Annotated in this window: 12 protein-coding genes; all 12 read right to left on the bottom strand. The window is 36.2% G+C overall.

Annotation, left to right across the window (positions count from 1 at the left end):
* Window positions 1–125: 125 nt before the first annotated feature.
* The 12 genes from rhaD to ACERII_RS11370 all read right to left on the bottom strand — a co-directional run bounded on the left by rhaD (window position 126) and on the right by ACERII_RS11370 (window position 16,226).
* Window positions 126–950 (bottom strand): rhamnulose-1-phosphate aldolase, encoded by an 825-nt coding sequence (gene rhaD, locus ACERII_RS11425; RefSeq protein WP_373642489.1) that lies wholly within the window; start codon window positions 948–950, stop codon window positions 126–128.
* 396 nt (window positions 951–1,346) lie between these two features.
* Window positions 1,347–2,600 (bottom strand): L-rhamnose isomerase, encoded by a 1,254-nt coding sequence (gene rhaA, locus ACERII_RS11420; protein ID WP_373642449.1) that lies wholly within the window; start codon window positions 2,598–2,600, stop codon window positions 1,347–1,349.
* 24 nt (window positions 2,601–2,624) lie between these two features.
* Window positions 2,625–4,037: a rhamnulokinase gene (gene rhaB, locus ACERII_RS11415; RefSeq protein WP_373642448.1), complete on the bottom strand. Its 1,413-nt coding sequence runs from the start codon at window positions 4,035–4,037 to the stop codon at window positions 2,625–2,627.
* Between the two features lie 111 nt (window positions 4,038–4,148).
* Window positions 4,149–5,069, bottom strand: a complete 921-nt coding sequence (locus tag ACERII_RS11410) for a nuclease-related domain-containing protein (RefSeq protein WP_373642488.1) — start codon at window positions 5,067–5,069, stop codon at window positions 4,149–4,151.
* 580 nt (window positions 5,070–5,649) lie between these two features.
* On the bottom strand, window positions 5,650–6,603 hold the full coding sequence (locus ACERII_RS11405; RefSeq protein ID WP_373642446.1) for an AraC family transcriptional regulator: 954 nt from the start codon (window positions 6,601–6,603) through the stop codon (window positions 5,650–5,652).
* A gap of 348 nt (window positions 6,604–6,951) precedes the next feature.
* A complete protein-coding gene (locus ACERII_RS11400) occupies window positions 6,952–8,001 on the bottom strand; it encodes an aldose epimerase family protein (protein ID WP_373642487.1) in 1,050 nt (349 codons plus the stop codon).
* Between the two features lie 77 nt (window positions 8,002–8,078).
* Complete coding sequence (locus ACERII_RS11395; protein ID WP_373642486.1) at window positions 8,079–9,023, bottom strand: glycoside hydrolase family 43 protein; 945 nt, start codon at window positions 9,021–9,023, stop codon at window positions 8,079–8,081.
* Between the two features lie 350 nt (window positions 9,024–9,373).
* Window positions 9,374–10,813, bottom strand: a complete 1,440-nt coding sequence (locus ACERII_RS11390; protein ID WP_373642444.1) for an aldehyde dehydrogenase family protein — start codon at window positions 10,811–10,813, stop codon at window positions 9,374–9,376.
* Window positions 10,814–10,833: 20 nt separating this feature from the next.
* Complete coding sequence (locus tag ACERII_RS11385; RefSeq protein ID WP_373642442.1) at window positions 10,834–11,880, bottom strand: homoserine dehydrogenase; 1,047 nt, start codon at window positions 11,878–11,880, stop codon at window positions 10,834–10,836.
* 3 nt (window positions 11,881–11,883) lie between these two features.
* Window positions 11,884–13,101 (bottom strand): M20 metallopeptidase family protein, encoded by a 1,218-nt coding sequence (locus tag ACERII_RS11380; RefSeq protein WP_373642441.1) that lies wholly within the window; start codon window positions 13,099–13,101, stop codon window positions 11,884–11,886.
* Between the two features lie 17 nt (window positions 13,102–13,118).
* Window positions 13,119–14,312 carry a M24 family metallopeptidase gene (locus ACERII_RS11375; RefSeq protein ID WP_373642485.1) on the bottom strand — a complete coding sequence of 398 codons (1,194 nt, stop codon included), beginning with the start codon at window positions 14,310–14,312 and terminating at the stop codon, window positions 13,119–13,121.
* Between the two features lie 231 nt (window positions 14,313–14,543).
* A complete protein-coding gene (locus tag ACERII_RS11370) occupies window positions 14,544–16,226 on the bottom strand; it encodes a PucR family transcriptional regulator (RefSeq protein ID WP_373642440.1) in 1,683 nt (560 codons plus the stop codon).
* Between the last annotated feature and the right edge of the window lie 5 nt (window positions 16,227–16,231).

Raw genomic sequence — 16,231 nt, 5'->3', positions numbered from 1 at the left:
AATCAACACAAATCTTCACTCCCCTCCTTATCATAAAGCTCACGAGATAAGAGAACTATCTCCTCCTTTTAATGAAACAAAGCTACCTATTTTAGAATAGGTAGCTTTGTTTTTTATATTATTATTTACCCTTGTAAAATACCTTCTCTAGGTGTTACTCCAAAAGCGGAAGCTAAAGCTATTAAATCTTTATCCGTAATCACCTGTTTTACTCCACCTTGATGAGAATGAATGATTGTATAAATTTGTGCTGCTTTCTCTACCGTTTCAATTAATCCGAAAGTTTCATCCATCGTAGTTCCAGCTCCAAATATACCGTGCTGTGGCCAGATAACTACACGATAATCAATCATTTTCTCCGCTGTTTTCTCCCCAATCAAGTCCGTTCCAGGAACCATCCATGGTAATAACGCCACTCCATCTGGAAAAACAACAACACATTCCGTACACATTTGCCATAATGTCTTTGTAAAGCTTTTTTCTTCAAGCTCATGAGTGAATGTCATAGCAAGAACATTCGTAGCGTGGTTGTGCATAATGACACGGTGATTTTTATCTACTTTTAATCTAGCAATATGACTCATAAAGTGAGACGGAAGCTCGCTTGTAGGGTTACCGCCATTTTTTAAACCCCAAAGGATATCTATACTGTCTCCCAATTCACTAACACGAAGAATTCCTAAGCAGTCTTCAGGATTCCCTTTTACATTTTTAAAGTATTTTCCTGATCCAGTCACGATAAAGTACTTATTTGAAAGCTCTGGAACCGGGAAATTTAAAGGCAAGTTACGTAATACGCGAGTAATATCTAAGTAAGATGATACTTCCTCTTCTGTTAATAGGTAACTAATATTTCCACCATTCCGCTCATCCCAACCCATTCTCCACATGTTATAAGTAGCATCCATCATTTCTTGAACAAACGGAGCTTGAATTACTTTCTCATCCATAATCTCTTGTAACGTTTGTTGTAGTCTTTTATCATTAATCACGTTTCATCTCTCCCTTATTTCTAATGTGTGATTTTAAATACAGGTCCAAAGATTGTTCAACACTTCACATTTTATAACTTTATTTTATAGCTACGCCAAGCAATAGTCAACATAAATCCAACTTATTATTTTTGTTTATTTTTGTTTTGACATATTTCCGTCATATTTAAAGGTTTTTTGTAAGCGTTTACGATAGTTTATGTCCGTTTATGTTTGTTTTGTCTGTTTATATATAACTACATAAATTTTCCTTCGCATGAGAAAAGTCTTTTGCTTTCGGCTTCCCTAAAATTTTTTATGAGGAAAAAAGAACACCCTCCCTAACAAAAGGAAGAGTGTTCTGGAAATTACATATTATCTTTTTAGCAATACTTCTTGCTCATACTTTTTCACTTCTTCTAACCAAGATTCTTTTACAGGAACACCCATTTTTTCGCAATAGTAATCCCAAATAGCTCCGAATGGATATGTTTTGAACTCTTCAAATAATGCTAATCTTTCTGTGAAGTTCTCTTCTTCTTGAAGTTGTTTTAAATGCTCGTTTGGAGTAAGCATTGCATAAAGTAATGCTTTAATCATATTTCTCGTACCAATTGTCCAAGCAGCCACACGATTAATGCTCGCATCGAAGAAATCAAGACCAATAATTACTTTATCTAACGCATCATTACGAACAATTTCTAAAGCAATTTCACGTAATTCATCATCTAAAATAACAACATGATCACTATCCCAACGTACAGGTCTTGATACATGTAATGCTAGCTTATCGCTATATAAAAGCATAGAAGAAATTTTATTCGATACTGTTTCTGTTGGGTGGTAATGTCCTGTATCTAACAAACAAATTTTATCGTTTTTCAGCGCATACCCAAGGTAAAACTCATGAGAGCCTACAACATAAGACTCAGAACCAATTCCAAATACTTTACTTTCTACCGCATCTAAATTGTACTTCTCATCAATTTCTTCAGTGAAAATCTTATCTAAAGAATCTTTTAAACGTTGTCTTGGAGTGAAACGATCACTAGGGATATCTTTATAACCATCTGGAATCCAAACGTTAGTTAAACTTGGCGTACCAAGTTCTTTTCCAAAATATTCACCAATTTTACGACTTACTTTACAATGCTCAATCCAGAAATTACGAATTTCTTCATCTGGATGAGATAGTGTAAGACCATCTGCTGCTTTTTCGTGTGAAAACAAAGTTGGATTGAAATCTAAGCCTAGTCCATGTTCTTTAGCCCAGTTTACCCATTTCTCAAAATGTTTTGGCTCAAGTTCATCACGCTCAACAGCAACACCATCTGTTTCTGCATAGATAGCATGTAAGTTCACACGGTGCTTACCAGGAATTAAAGAAAATGCTTTTTCTAAATCGGAACGTAATTGTTCCGGAGTTGTTGCTTTCCCAGGATAGTTTCCAGTTACATCAATCCCACCAGAAAGTTCTCTTTGGTTTACTTCAAAACCTGTCACGTCATCACCTTGCCAGCAGTGCATGGAAATAGGTACCTGTTTTAATTTCTCTAGTACGCTATCAACGTCAATTCCCCATTTTTCATATTGTTTTTTCGCTAGTTCATAGTTTTCTTTTACAGACATGTTTATCTCTCCTTCAATTCTCTATTAGATAGTTTCCGGTACGTATGTTTTCACATCAAACGAATTTTTTATGATTGTTCGTGCTTGTTGTATATCAGTTATTTCACCAAGTGCCATAAATTGAGCAACAATGTTACCAATCGCCGTCGCTTCTACAGGCCCAGCATTCACTTCTTTTTTCGTAACATTTGCGATTAGCTGATTTAAATATTCATTTTGGCATCCGCCACCAATAACATTTATTTTATGGAATTGCTTATCTAGTATTTTTTCTAACTCTTGAATTGTTTGTTCGTAACTATCTGCAAGACTTATAAACACGCATTTTGCAATTTCCCCTGGAGTCTCAGGAACTGCTTGACCTGTTTCTTTACAATAGTTTTGAATTTCTTTCATCATGTTTTCAGGATTTAAGAAACGATCTTCATTTACATTAACAGTAGATGTAAAGTTAGTCGCTGCTCTCGCTAAATCTACTAATTCAGGGAAAGAATAGCGGTCGTCATAGTTTCGTTTCACTTCTTGAATCATCCAAAGACCCATGATATTTTTCAAGAATCGAAAACGATAGTCGATTCCACCTTCATTTGTATAGTTGTACTCCAGTGCTTTCGGTGTACAAATTGGCTGTTCGTTTTCCACTCCCATTAGCGACCACGTTCCAGAACTGATATAAACTGTCTCATCTAACTCAGGAACGGAGATTACAGCAGAACCTGTGTCGTGAGTAGCCGGTAAAACCACCTTCATATCAAAACCAAATTCGGAAACTAGTTCCTCTTTCAGGTTTCCAAGGATCGTTTTTGGCACTTTTATCTCTTGGAATATTTTCTTGTTTATTCCTAGTTTATCGATCAATTCATTATCCCAATCTTTTTCATTTGCATTTACAAGCTGAGTTGATGTTGCATTTGTATACTCATTTGCAACTTTACCTGTTAGTAAATAATTAAAATAATCAGGTATCATAAGGAATGTTTTTGCTTTTTCCAACACTTCTGGTTGTGTTTGTTTTAATGAGTATAACTGGTATATAGTGTTAAATTTCAAATATTGGATTCCTGTTTTTTCATATAATTGGTCTTTTGAAATAACGTTTTCGAATACTTTTTCCATCATTCCATCAGTACGTGAATCCCGATATGCAACTGCATTCGTTAACGGCTCGTTCTTTTCATCTAAAAGTACAAAATCAACAGCCCAAGTATCGATCCCTATACTCTCTGGTAAAATGGCCTCTTTCCTGCACTCGCGAATTCCTTGCTTAATTTCTTGGAAAAGCTGATCTACTTCCCAGCAATATTGACCGTCTTTCTGCACCATTTTGTTTTCAAAACGGTATATTTCTTTGAGTTGAAGCTTCTGGTTTTCAAGCTGCCCTAAGATCAACCTACCACTTGATGCACCGATATCAACAGCTATACACGTTTTCCCCATCGTTATCACCCTTTTCGTAAACGCTTTCTATCTATCATCTTAAATGAAAAGTAGACGGAAAAATATAACGTAAATTATTTATTTATTGTCCTTATTTGCAGGGGGGAGCATCTATACTTTTCCATTTGGGAAAAGATAATGTGAAGCTGAACCTTTATTTATTGAACAAAATTTCGTCGTCAATATTCTAAGAACAGTTTTTCTCGTATTAAAAACATTACACCATTCAATAATGTCAGTAACCGTAATAGGCTTATTGGGGAATAGTAAAACATATTCTTTTATACTTCTCATTACACTATCATCTAACTCTTCGATAAATTTACATTGAATACACTTCATCTTATTTTTTGAAAACATATTAAGAAAACTATTACACCAAGGACAAATAATGCCTTTTTTCAGCGTATGTATATTATATTTCGGCAACTTCGCTCGTTCTAAATTATCATTATGGATCGAAAGTAAGAAAGAAGCTAGCTGATGATGTTTAGGGGATAAGATAGAACTTCCTAAGTTTAATTTTTGAAGATGTCTTTTTAATTGGGGTGGGAATACAAAAGGTAACTCTTGTGTGGAATTATAAAGATGAAATTCAGGGTTATTAAAAATAACATTGGATTGAAGTTGAAAATGTAGACTGTTTTGATCGAGTAATTGTTGAAAAAGAGTTTCTGAACGATGTAATTGGTGGACAGGGTTAGTAATTTTCAGTGAACCTATACATAGTTTATTCCCTTCTAACCAATAATCTCCCGTATAATTCTTCACTTCAGAAAGATAGATATTTTGAGAAGAAATGATTAGAGTGTCTATTTGAAAGATAGAATTATTTACTTCGAATACTAGATTATGAAAAATTAAGATATCTGATTCTCCATGCAGCTTCTCTAATAACCAGATAAAACGTTGTTCACCAATATATCCTTTTTCAAGACTGTGGTAATACTTCATTTCATTTTCTGAGAGTGCCATACGTGGGTGCAAGCTTCTAAAAACTTGAAGATTTAAGGGAGGAGAGAGGGGTTTCATTTGCAATGTGAGTCACTTCCTTTTTATTTAATTTAGTTTATATGTTTAATATAATTTGTATTCTAGTAGTTTTCAACGATTTTTTTTAGCTTTGGCTACATTTTTGATAGATTATCAATTTTTTTACTATAAGTACTGTCATCGTTTTACTTTCATTCATACTTAAAGCACCTTTCACGAGTCAAAACGCTTATGAAAGGCTCGATATCCTTCCGATCGCACCTTTCACGAGACATAATACTTCTGAAAGGCTCGATATCCTTCCGATCGCACCTTTCACGAGACAAAATGCTTATGAAAGGCTCGATATCCTTCCGATCGCACCTTTCACGAGACAAAACGCTTATGAAAGGCTCGATATCCTTCCGATCGCACCTTTCACGAGACAAAACGCTTATGAAAGGCTCGATATCCTTCCGATCGCACCTTTCACGAGACAAAATGCTTATGAAAGGCTCGATATCCTTCTGATCGCACCTTTCACGAGACAAAATGCTTATGAAAGGCTCGATATCCTTCCTTCCACTCCGTTTTACGATGCAAGAGAGACTTCCCTGTCATAGGCTAACTACTCCTACTCCTAGCCCCTCAACACCCTCGGGGTCACCCCATACTTCCCTTTAAAAATCCTGTAAAAATAACTAATGTTGTCGTATCCTATTTGGTCCACTATTTCAGCAATGGGTAAGTCCGTACTTTCCAGTAGCTCCTTCGATTTACTTAACCTTCGATCTTGCAACAATTCCTTAAAAGTATAGGAAGTAGCTTGCTTAATTTTTTTACTTAAAGAATAGTGTGTCAGATTCAACCTCTCCGATAACTCATAAAGCGTCGCTTCTCGATAGTGCTCCTCTATATATTTCAAGCTTTCTACAATATAGTAATGCTGCAGCGTCAATTCCTTCCGCTGTACCACTTTATCTGAATGCTTGATTAACTCGATCATTAATAACCCCATCCTCAGTTTAACTGCTGAATCGGACAACAAAGTTGGATTCATTAATTCAACAATCATTTTTTCCAGCAAGTCTTGTATTTCTTCAATTTCCGATACTTTAAAGTACAGAAATTGCCCATTCTGAGTATTGTTAAATAAACTATTTATTAAAAAGTCATTTACCATATTTTCCGATGTTAAAAAAGAGAAAATAAATTTAAAGAAATCAGGCTGGATGATAAAATTTATAACAATATCTTCATGCGAACAAGCATCAATCTCATGCTCAATATGCTGGTTTAAAAATAATAGCTCTCCTTTTTTCAAAACAATTTCTTCATTTCCTACTTTTTGTTTTAACCTACCACTGTAAACGTAATTAATCTCAATATAATTGTGTTTATGTTTAGGGAAATCAACAAAACGCGTATGTTTTCGAACCATGATTAACTTTTCTTTGCTTAGAAATTTCTCACTTTCAATAACGAAATGAGGTTGATTTGTGTAAAGATCTTTTTTCACTTCTTTCGTTTGCTGAAGAATTGCTCGTTCTTCTTCGTTGATTTCCATTAATTCATTTAAAAGATCAAAAGACATTATCCTCACTCCGTTTCTTAGAACATATATATCCGAGTTCACGTGACGGTGCAATCCATAGTACCTCTTCCTAAAAGACAACTTAAAAACCACGATAGGTAAAACCTATCGTGGCAATCATACCATATTTTCCGTTTAGCAAGGTACAGTAGACACCTGTCTAGAAAAACTCAGCATATCAACAGCTTTTAATGGCGAAAACCTTAGTTAAGTCTATCTTATTCTTTCCTCTTTTCAATGAAGTTAATTTTTCATTAATTACATATAAAAGCGTTTTTAGCTTTTAATCCGGCAGGCTATTTGACAAGAGGTAACATTGCCTAGCTTAGACATTACAACTAAGAAAAGTTAGATAGTAGTAAACGCAAACTTTGTCTCAGATTTATATGTTTCTCCTTTTTCTAAAACAATAGATGGAAAATGAGCATGGTGAATCGCATCTGGGTGCTTTTGCGTTTCTAAACAAACACCTAAATATTTCCTAGCTTGTACACCACGAATAGTAAAATTATCTCCCATCATGTTGGATGTATATAGCACGAGACATGGCTCCGTTGTTTCTACAGTAAGTACCCGCCCAGTTTCTTCATCCTTTAGGATGATCTCCTTGTCATTACTAGTATTTAACTCCAGAGGGTGATCATATCCACGACCCGCTAACACATTTTGCTCATGTGTGGAACTTACGCCATCCTGAATTTTTCTACCTTGTCGAAAATCAAAAGCTGTTCCTTCCACATCGAGTAATGTTCCAGTTGGAATAAGATTGCTGCCTAATTCTAAGAACTTGTCACTTTTTACTGTAAGTTCATGATGTAAAATATCCCGCTTCACATCTCCGCTCAAGTTGAAATAGCTATGATTCGTTACATTCAATAGAGTATCCTTATCACTTACTCCTTCGTAAGAAATAACTAATTCATTGTCATTTGAAACAACATACGTAACAGACATTTTTAAATTACCAGGATACCCTTCCTCACCATCAGCACTTTCATAGGTAAACGTAATTTGAACTTCTTCATTATTCTCTTCCACTACTTTCCCATTCCAAATCACACTATCTAAACCTACAAATCCACCATGTAAATGATTTGCTCCATCATTTTGAGGTAATTGAAAGGATTCACCATTTAGTTGAAATTTACCGTGATCAATTCTCCCTGCCACTCGACCACATACTGCTCCAAAATAGGGGGAGTGCTCAATATATTCTTCGATTGTATCAAAACCAAGTACTACATTTTCTACCGTTCCTTTTGCATCTGGTACGAGAAGTTTCGTAATAATACATCCAAAATTTATGAAAGCTACTTCCATGCCGTTATCATTTTTCACGGAATATTCAAGTACTTCTTTTCCATTTATTTCACCAAATATATTCTGTGTTACTTCCATCCTTCTAACAACCTTTCTTATTGTCATGATTACTTTTACTCTTAAATTATCATGTTCTCTACATTCTGATTCAGGCTTTAGTTAGCATCTGATACTGGTACTCCAAAGTTCGGGGTACCATCCTCATTCCAAGTAAATACTTGAGCCCTAGTATGTCTATTAGGATCATGCAAAGGATTACCTTCAATTTCTTTATAATTTCTTGCGTGGTACACAATCACATCTTCTGTTCCATCCTCCGACACAGTAAAACTATTATGACCTGGTCCATATTGTCCAGTTTCTTCATTCGTTTGAAAAACAGGCTCCTGTTTTTTCTCCCAGGAAGATGCCTTTAATAGATCACTTGTGTCATCAGCACTTAACAATCCCATGCAATAGTTATGGTCTGTCGCACTTGCAGAATAAGCAATAAAAACCTTCCCATTTCTTTTTAAAACTGCAGGACCCTCATTTACAAGATAACCAATTATTTCCCAATCAAGCTCTGGTTTTGTTAGCATAACTGGTTCCCCTTTTATTGTCCAAGGGTTACTCATTTCAGCAATATATAAGTTTGTATTCCCTTTTATATCCGGATCATTTTGAGGCCAGACTAAGTACCTTACCCCATGATGCTCAAACGTTGTTGCATCTAGTGAAAATGATTCCCAAGTTGTTTTTAACTGACCTTTTTCTTCCCAAGAGCCTTCTAATGGATTTTCACTACCCGTTTCTAAAACGTACATACGGTGTGCAAATTGGGCATCCGTTCTACCTGCTGCAAAATATATGTACCATTTTCCATCAATAAAATGAATTTCAGGTGCCCAAATTAGTGCACTCATTGGACCACTCTCATGCTTTTCCCAAACAGTAACAGGCTCAGCTTCTCCGAGTCCTTGAATCGTCTTTGATCTTCGTAATTCAATTCTATCGTATGCCGGCACAGAACCTGTAAAATAATAATACCCATCCGAATGCTTATAAACCCAAGGATCTGCTCTCTGTTCCACAATAGGATTTTTGTATGTATTTTTCACATTCACATTACCCTCTCCTTTGAAAAATAAGTCTATTACTTTACGAAACTATTGGTGAATCAATAGTTACAGTATATTTTTCCATGTAATCGCTGTCAATGATTCTGATAGTTCTGTAACTAAAAAGACGAAAGATATGTACCTGTGATAGAGGTTGAGGAATGTTAGAGGACTGGAGACGAATAGATTCTGCACTTCAGAGACTTTTTTATCTCATGAAGTGCTCGATCAGACCGAGATCATGCACTTCGGATACTTTTTTATCTCATGAAGTGCACGATCAACCCGTGATCGAGCAGTACAGAGACAAATTCGGCTCATCGACTGCCCGATCGGAAGTTCCTCCATTATTAAATCCCTTTCAATTTAAAACAAACAACTTTCGGTTCTGTCATTGCTTCTATTGATGAACGGACTCCTTCTCTTCCAAGACCAGATCCTTTCATTCCTCCAAAGGGCATAGCATCAATTCGATAGTCACTGGAATCATTCACCATTACACCCCCGACTTGAAGGTGTTGAATTGCATGGAACGCTTTTTCAATATCATTTGTAAATATTCCAGCATGCAATCCATAGTTAACATTGTTAGAGCGTTCAATCGCTTCCTGAAAACTAGATATTCGTTCAATAATAACGACAGGGCCGAAAATTTCTTCCTTCGCAATTTTTGCTGATTCTGGAACATCCGTTAAAACGGTAGGTTCGTAAAATGTCCCCTCTCTTTTTCCACCTACAAGTAGTTTTGCACCTGCAAATATAGCGTCTTCTACCCAACTTTCCACTCGTTTTGCTTCTTTTTCATTAATCATAGGGCCCATATCTGTCAATTCACACATTTTGTCACCAACATGAAGGTGAGTAGTCTTTTCCACAAATGCTTGCAGAAATTTAGGATAGATTTCCTTTTCAACATATATTCTCTGAACGCCTATGCAGTTTTGACCGACAGCGGAAAAAGCACCTGATACACATGAACGAACAGCATCATAAAGATTTGCATCATTTAAAACAATGACAGGCGAATTAGAACCTAACTCCATATTTACTTTCTTCAAGCCGGCTTGGTGTGCAATCCTTTTCCCAGTTTCTAAGCCCCCTGTGAAGGATACCATTGTTACTAATGGATGGGTAACAAGTGTTTCACCTACTTCACGACCTGAACCTGTAATTACGGATAAAAAACCATCAGGTAAACCAGAATTTATAAATGCTTCCGCTAATAAAAGAGCTGATAAAGGGGTGACGGAAGCAGGCTTTACAACTATCGGATTACCCGCTGCGATAGCCGGACCTATTTTATGCGCAACAAGATTTAAAGGATCGTTAAATGGAGTAATTGCTCCTATTACACCAATTGGAAAACGGTAATGATATCCTACCCTATTCTCACTACCTTCATTTTGGTCAAAATTAATAGTTTCTCCATTTATTCTTCTTGCTTCTTCTGCACTGATACGTATTGTTTTCACAGCTCGCTTTACTTCTCCTCGAGCTTCCGTGATGGTTTTGCTTCCTTCTTTTGCAATCGTTTTTGCGTAATCTTCGTTGTACTTTTCTATATAATCTGCGGCCTTATTTAAAACATGGATTCTATCGTTCGTAGGGAATTGTATTGTTTTAAAAGCTTCATTTCCTTTCTCTATTGCAAGTAACATATCCTTTTCCGTTGCTAACGGTACCTTTGCAATAAGCTGATTATTTTGGGGATTGAAAACATCAAAGGTCTTCTCCGCATCACGCCACTTCCCTGCCAGAAGCATCTTTTCTGAAATTACTTCCAAATGCATGATACACCCTCCTTTTCATGTTAAGAGAACCCTTTACTTCTCCTAAAGTGGATTAAATCTATTAATAGAGAGTACCCTGTTTCAACAAGGCCTGCTCCGGCACCTGTCAGCATAATAGGACCAGCAAGATTACACTCATAAACAATTGCATTTGTTGGCCCTTTTATTCCAGCTAAAGGATTCTCCATATCAATTAGTTCTGGCTTAACAGATGCTTTCACACCCTCTTCGTCTTTTTTTATTCGAGCTAGTAATCTCCAAACTTTCTTTTTTTTCAAAGCGTCTTCTACGGATTCTTTCGTAATATTTGTTATTCCTTCACAAGGAATAGTCTCCGCTTTTATTGGAGCCTTCATTATATAATTTGATAGTATTGCAGTTTTATATCTTGCATCATGTCCTTCTACATCACTTGTAGGATCCGCTTCTGCATAGCCTAACTCTTGTGCTTTTTGCAAAGCTTCTTCGTATGATTTTCCATTCTCCATTTCCGTTAATATATAATTTGTTGTTCCGTTTAATATCCCTGTAATCTCTGTAATCTCATTACCTGCTAGTGTAGTAATTGGAAGTCTTAATGCAGGGGTACCACTCATAACTGTTCCTTCAAATCCCCAAAAAACGTTATGCTCCTCTGCTAAGCTGTTCAGTTCCTCATAAGCTATTGCAACTGGACCTTTATTCGTTGTTAATACGCCTTTCTTGTTTTCAAAGGCTGCTCGGCAGTGATCAATTGCTGGTTGCCCTGTTTTCACATCCGTGTATGTTACTTCCACAATCACATCCGCATTCGATTCGTTTATTGTTTGTAGACTATCCCAGCCTTTTATGAGACTTGGAGTGTCTGGATAATTTTCTACATTACCAGTTTCCTGCAACGTTTTTAGTAAGACATCAATATCTAATCCCTCTGGATCATAAATGGACCCTTTCATAACATCCGATACAGCAACTACATTCGGATCTAAATCGTGGTTTTCTTTCAATTCTTTCCTCTGATCTCTTAGCAATTTTGCAAGAGTTTGACCTACCCCACCAAAACCGATAAATGCAATATTCGTCGACATTCTTCACTCCTCCCCCATGTTTCCCTCTCGATTGAGCAACTTTCTTGTACTCTCCAGCAATATAGCAACCCCAATTGGTAAGGCTTCATCATTTAATTGAAAAGTAGGGGAATGTAGGACTTTCTCTTCCCCTCTGTCAAATCCGCACCCTAGAAAAAACATGGCTCCTGGAATCTTTTCCGTGAAATACCCAAAATCTTCTCCTCCCATGCCAAAAGCTTCTTCATACACAGCTATATTTGGTGATATATTCTTAGCTGACTTCTTGATTATTTCTGTAATCCCAGGGTGGTTATTTAACGCTGGTTCTCCATGCTCTATAATTAATTCAAAATCTCCCCCAAGAGAATAAGCTATTTTAGCAATTTGCTCTACTTCTTTTTTCAGTTGCATTCGAATCTGTGGTGTAAAAGATCTCATTGTTCCTTTTAATACCACTTTCTCGGGAATAACATTGTAAGAACTTCCACCATGGATTTCTCCAATACTAATTGCGCCAACCTCTAAAGGATTCATTTTTCTACCAATCAGACTATAAAGCGCTTGCATAATGAAGGTGGAAATCCAAATAGGATCCTTCCCTTGATGTGGATAACCTCCATGAGCCCCCTCCCCTTTCAGTATTAAGGTGAAATTATCAATGTTTGCCATACTAGGTCCATGATTTATTTGTATTTCTCCTGTTTTTCTCCAAGGACAAACATGTAAAGCTATTACTTTCTCCACATCGTCCAGAATGCCCGAGGTTAGGAAATAGGGCGCACCAGTTAAGCCGAATTCATCTGCATCTTCTTCTGCTGGCTGAAAAATAAGTTTTACTGTTCCGTAAAATCTTTCTTCTTCCCACTCTTCTGCAAGTACCTCGGCGACTCCTAGTAGAATCGCCATATGAGCATCATGACCACAGGCATGCATGACATTAGAATGAACGGACTTACAAGTAACCTCCGCTTCCTCTTGAATAGGAAGAGCATCCATATCCGCTCTCAACGCAATGACTGGACCATCACCTGAAGAGAGTGTTGCAACAATTCCATGTTTCGCGATTCCCGTTTCAATATGGAAAACCTTCATCGCTATCAATTGCTCTAAAACGAACGTACTTGTGATTTTTTCTTGAAAACTTAGTTCAGGATATTTGTGCAGGTGGTGTCTCCATTCAATAAGCTTCGATTTAAGTTCATATCCTTTTTCCTTACTGTTCCAACTGTTTTGTTGCAAAGGATCACCTCCTGCTTTTAGCTAATCTTTCCTCCTTGTTTGTTCATTTTAAAGGGAGGTTGAACGATTAAGTCTCTCGGATACGTAGTAAATGGCTCACATCCATCTTCCGTAACACGGAACGACTCGCTTATTTCAATGCCATACTTATCAAACCATAATGCTGGTATAAAATGAAAAGTCATGTTAGGTTGTAATATGGTGTCATCTTCTCTTCGAAGACTTGCTGTGTGTTCTCCCCAATCAGGAGGATAGTTCAAGCCAATCGAGTACCCTAACCTAGCTTCTTTTTCAAATCCACGTTTGCTAATACTGTTATGCCATATTTGCTCTACTTCACTACATGTCATTCCTGGTTTGATTGATGATAAAACGTCATCCATTCCTTCGGTCACGATAGGCGCTATCTTCTCAAGTTCCTTAGATGGAGTTCCAATTGTTACCGTTCTTGCTAGTGGAACATGATATCGTTTGTAACAACCTGCAAGTTCAATAATGACGGCATCCCCTTCTTTAAATTTTCTATCAGTCCATGTTAAGTGTGGAATAGACGTATCATCCCCAGATGGAAGTAGTGGTACAATTGAAGGATAGTCTCCACCATATTCTTCTGTTCCTGATAACATCTGATAATAAATTTGAGCTGCAACGTCACATTCTCTTACTCCAACCTGTATACTCTCTGAACCTTTATACATAGCTAACTCTGCAATCTTTGCTGCCCGCTTCATATATTCAATTTCTTGATCCGATTTGATCAAACGAACAAAATTTACTAATAGATCTCCATCTTTAAAATTGGCATTCGGTAAATTCTTCTTTAGTTGTTCATATGCCTTTGCTGTGAAGTAATAGTTATCCATTTCAACACCGATATTTTTCTTGCCATGCCCCTTTTGTTTTAGTATATCTGAAATAAAATCCATTGGATGGAATTCACTTGAATGCACATAGTAGTCAGGATAAGGTATAACATTTTCTTCGTGAAGCCACGTTTTTGCTTTTGCACCATTCGCATCAAGATAACGACCAACCCAAATTGGTTGAGGTTCTTCATCTATCACAATGAGCATTTGGTGTACATAAAATGACCAGGCATCATAACCTGATAGATAATTCATATTGGCAGGATCCGTTACTAGTAAAACCTCAATTCCCCTTATCGCCATTCGTTCCTTTGTTTTTCTTAAACGTTCTTGATATTCAAACATATCAAATGGTAGCACTGAGGTTCCCTCCTCCCATTTTTCTGAATATTTACATTCCTTTAGTTATACAGTATTAAAAAAGTAGTTATAAGGTAATGTTCAATTTGTATGAACTTTTGATAATTTTCGCTATACAAATTTGATTTACATACTAAAAAATACTAATTATATAAAAAAGAAAGGGTTTTTTCATGTGGAAGAAAATCTACATGAAAAAAACCTTACTGTAAAATCTTATTCTATTTTTTTTAACATCCACAGCCTAACACTTAGTTCTAGTAGAAATAAATCATCAGAATCAACTAACGATAATTCTGTTAGTGACTCGATATTTCGAAGACGATGGAGAAGTGATTGACGATGCAAATTTAACGCTCTTGCAGTTTGGCTCACATTTCCTTTGTATTTGTTGTACACCATAAACGTATAGATTAAATCGGTCTGTCTTTTTTGATCATACTCTAACAATGGTTGTAACGTATCCTTTACAATCTCTGCTATTTCTTCTTTGTTAGACAACGCCATTAATAATCGATTAATTCTCGTATCACTAAAAAATGTCCTCTCTCCATGTCCATGTTTCTGAATTCCAATATCAAGAGCTGTCTTTGCTTCTTCGTAACTGCTGTAAAAAGCATAGTGACCATCTTTATTCGTTGCAATTCCCCAGGAAAATTCTATTCCAGAGAGTAGATCATAGAGTCTTCCCTCAATAACATCTAGAAATCGGTTCGCTGTTTCCATATAAGGGTGATTATCTGCTTCTAGATATATAATTACTTCATTTTCATCAAACGTTGTCAGTGTACGACGATGAAGTACTTTTCCTGCATTGGTTATTTCTTTTTGTATATAATAATTCATGCTTTGAAGGGAGGATGTTGGTGGACCATCCTTAAATTGGTTGCTTTTTTCACTACCAGGATTGTTGTACATAATATGTCCAACAATACATATATAAGGCCTTGTCAAATCATAGCCTAACAGTTGTGCCTTTGATATTAACTGAGTAGTTACTTCTGTATGTTTTTTGGCTAAATTTAATATGAAGTTATCTTTTAATCTCACTTCTGTCATCTCAATAGCATTTTCCTTAACGAAATACAGAGCACACGCAGTTAACGCATGATCAAGCACATCCATCACAAAGGTGGTTAACTTACTTCTATCTTTCGGTTTTAGTAATAGATATCCTTGTTTATAGTGATTATTCCAAATTGGTAATTGGTAACAGATTTGACTTTCTACAATATACTCTTCCATTTGATTTAATAGAGGATGGTCGTTGTAAAGACTATCTGAAGGAGGAATTTGTTGGATTTTATCTTTGTCGTTTGACATCAGTGTATTTAAGAATTTTTTATTAACATACTGGTTTGTTCTTAATGTTCTCTCTTGATCTATAACTGCCACAGGTATTTGAATATGCTTGTATAATGTACTCGAAATTTCATCTAATCCTTTGTTCCGAAGAACACAATTAATTAATTCATGTCTCACATCTTCCGCTTGTTTTCTTTCTCCTTGCTTATTTTCCTGTAGTTCTTGTAAAACGATGTGTAGGATGTCACCAAACCGAACTTCCCATGGTATATCAATAATGATTAAGTCATGTCGTTCCGCTACCTGTAACACTCTTTCCGGAATATCGTTGATATAACGACCGGTTGCAAAAGCTAGCAGGGAAGCTCCCGAATCAATGATATCTTTCACAAACTCTTCTAATAATAATGGATCGTCTTCACAACCAATTCCAGTGCTCAACACAAATTCATTTTTACGAACAAAGTTTTCCACAGGTATTTCAATAACTGATATCCATTCAACACTTTTTTTATCCAGTAAATCCTTTCCCACTTTTATTTTAGAGGTTGCCATTACTGGTAATTGGACAATATCTTTTACCAATACCCCCATTTAAT

Origin of the sequence: Evansella sp. AB-rgal1 (genome assembly GCF_041820985.1) — a bacterium.
In the GTDB taxonomy this organism is placed as follows: domain Bacteria; phylum Bacillota; class Bacilli; order Bacillales; family Salisediminibacteriaceae; genus Evansella.
The sequence above is the reverse complement of the archived record's forward strand: the minus strand, read 5'-3'. Positions and strand labels throughout refer to the sequence as shown.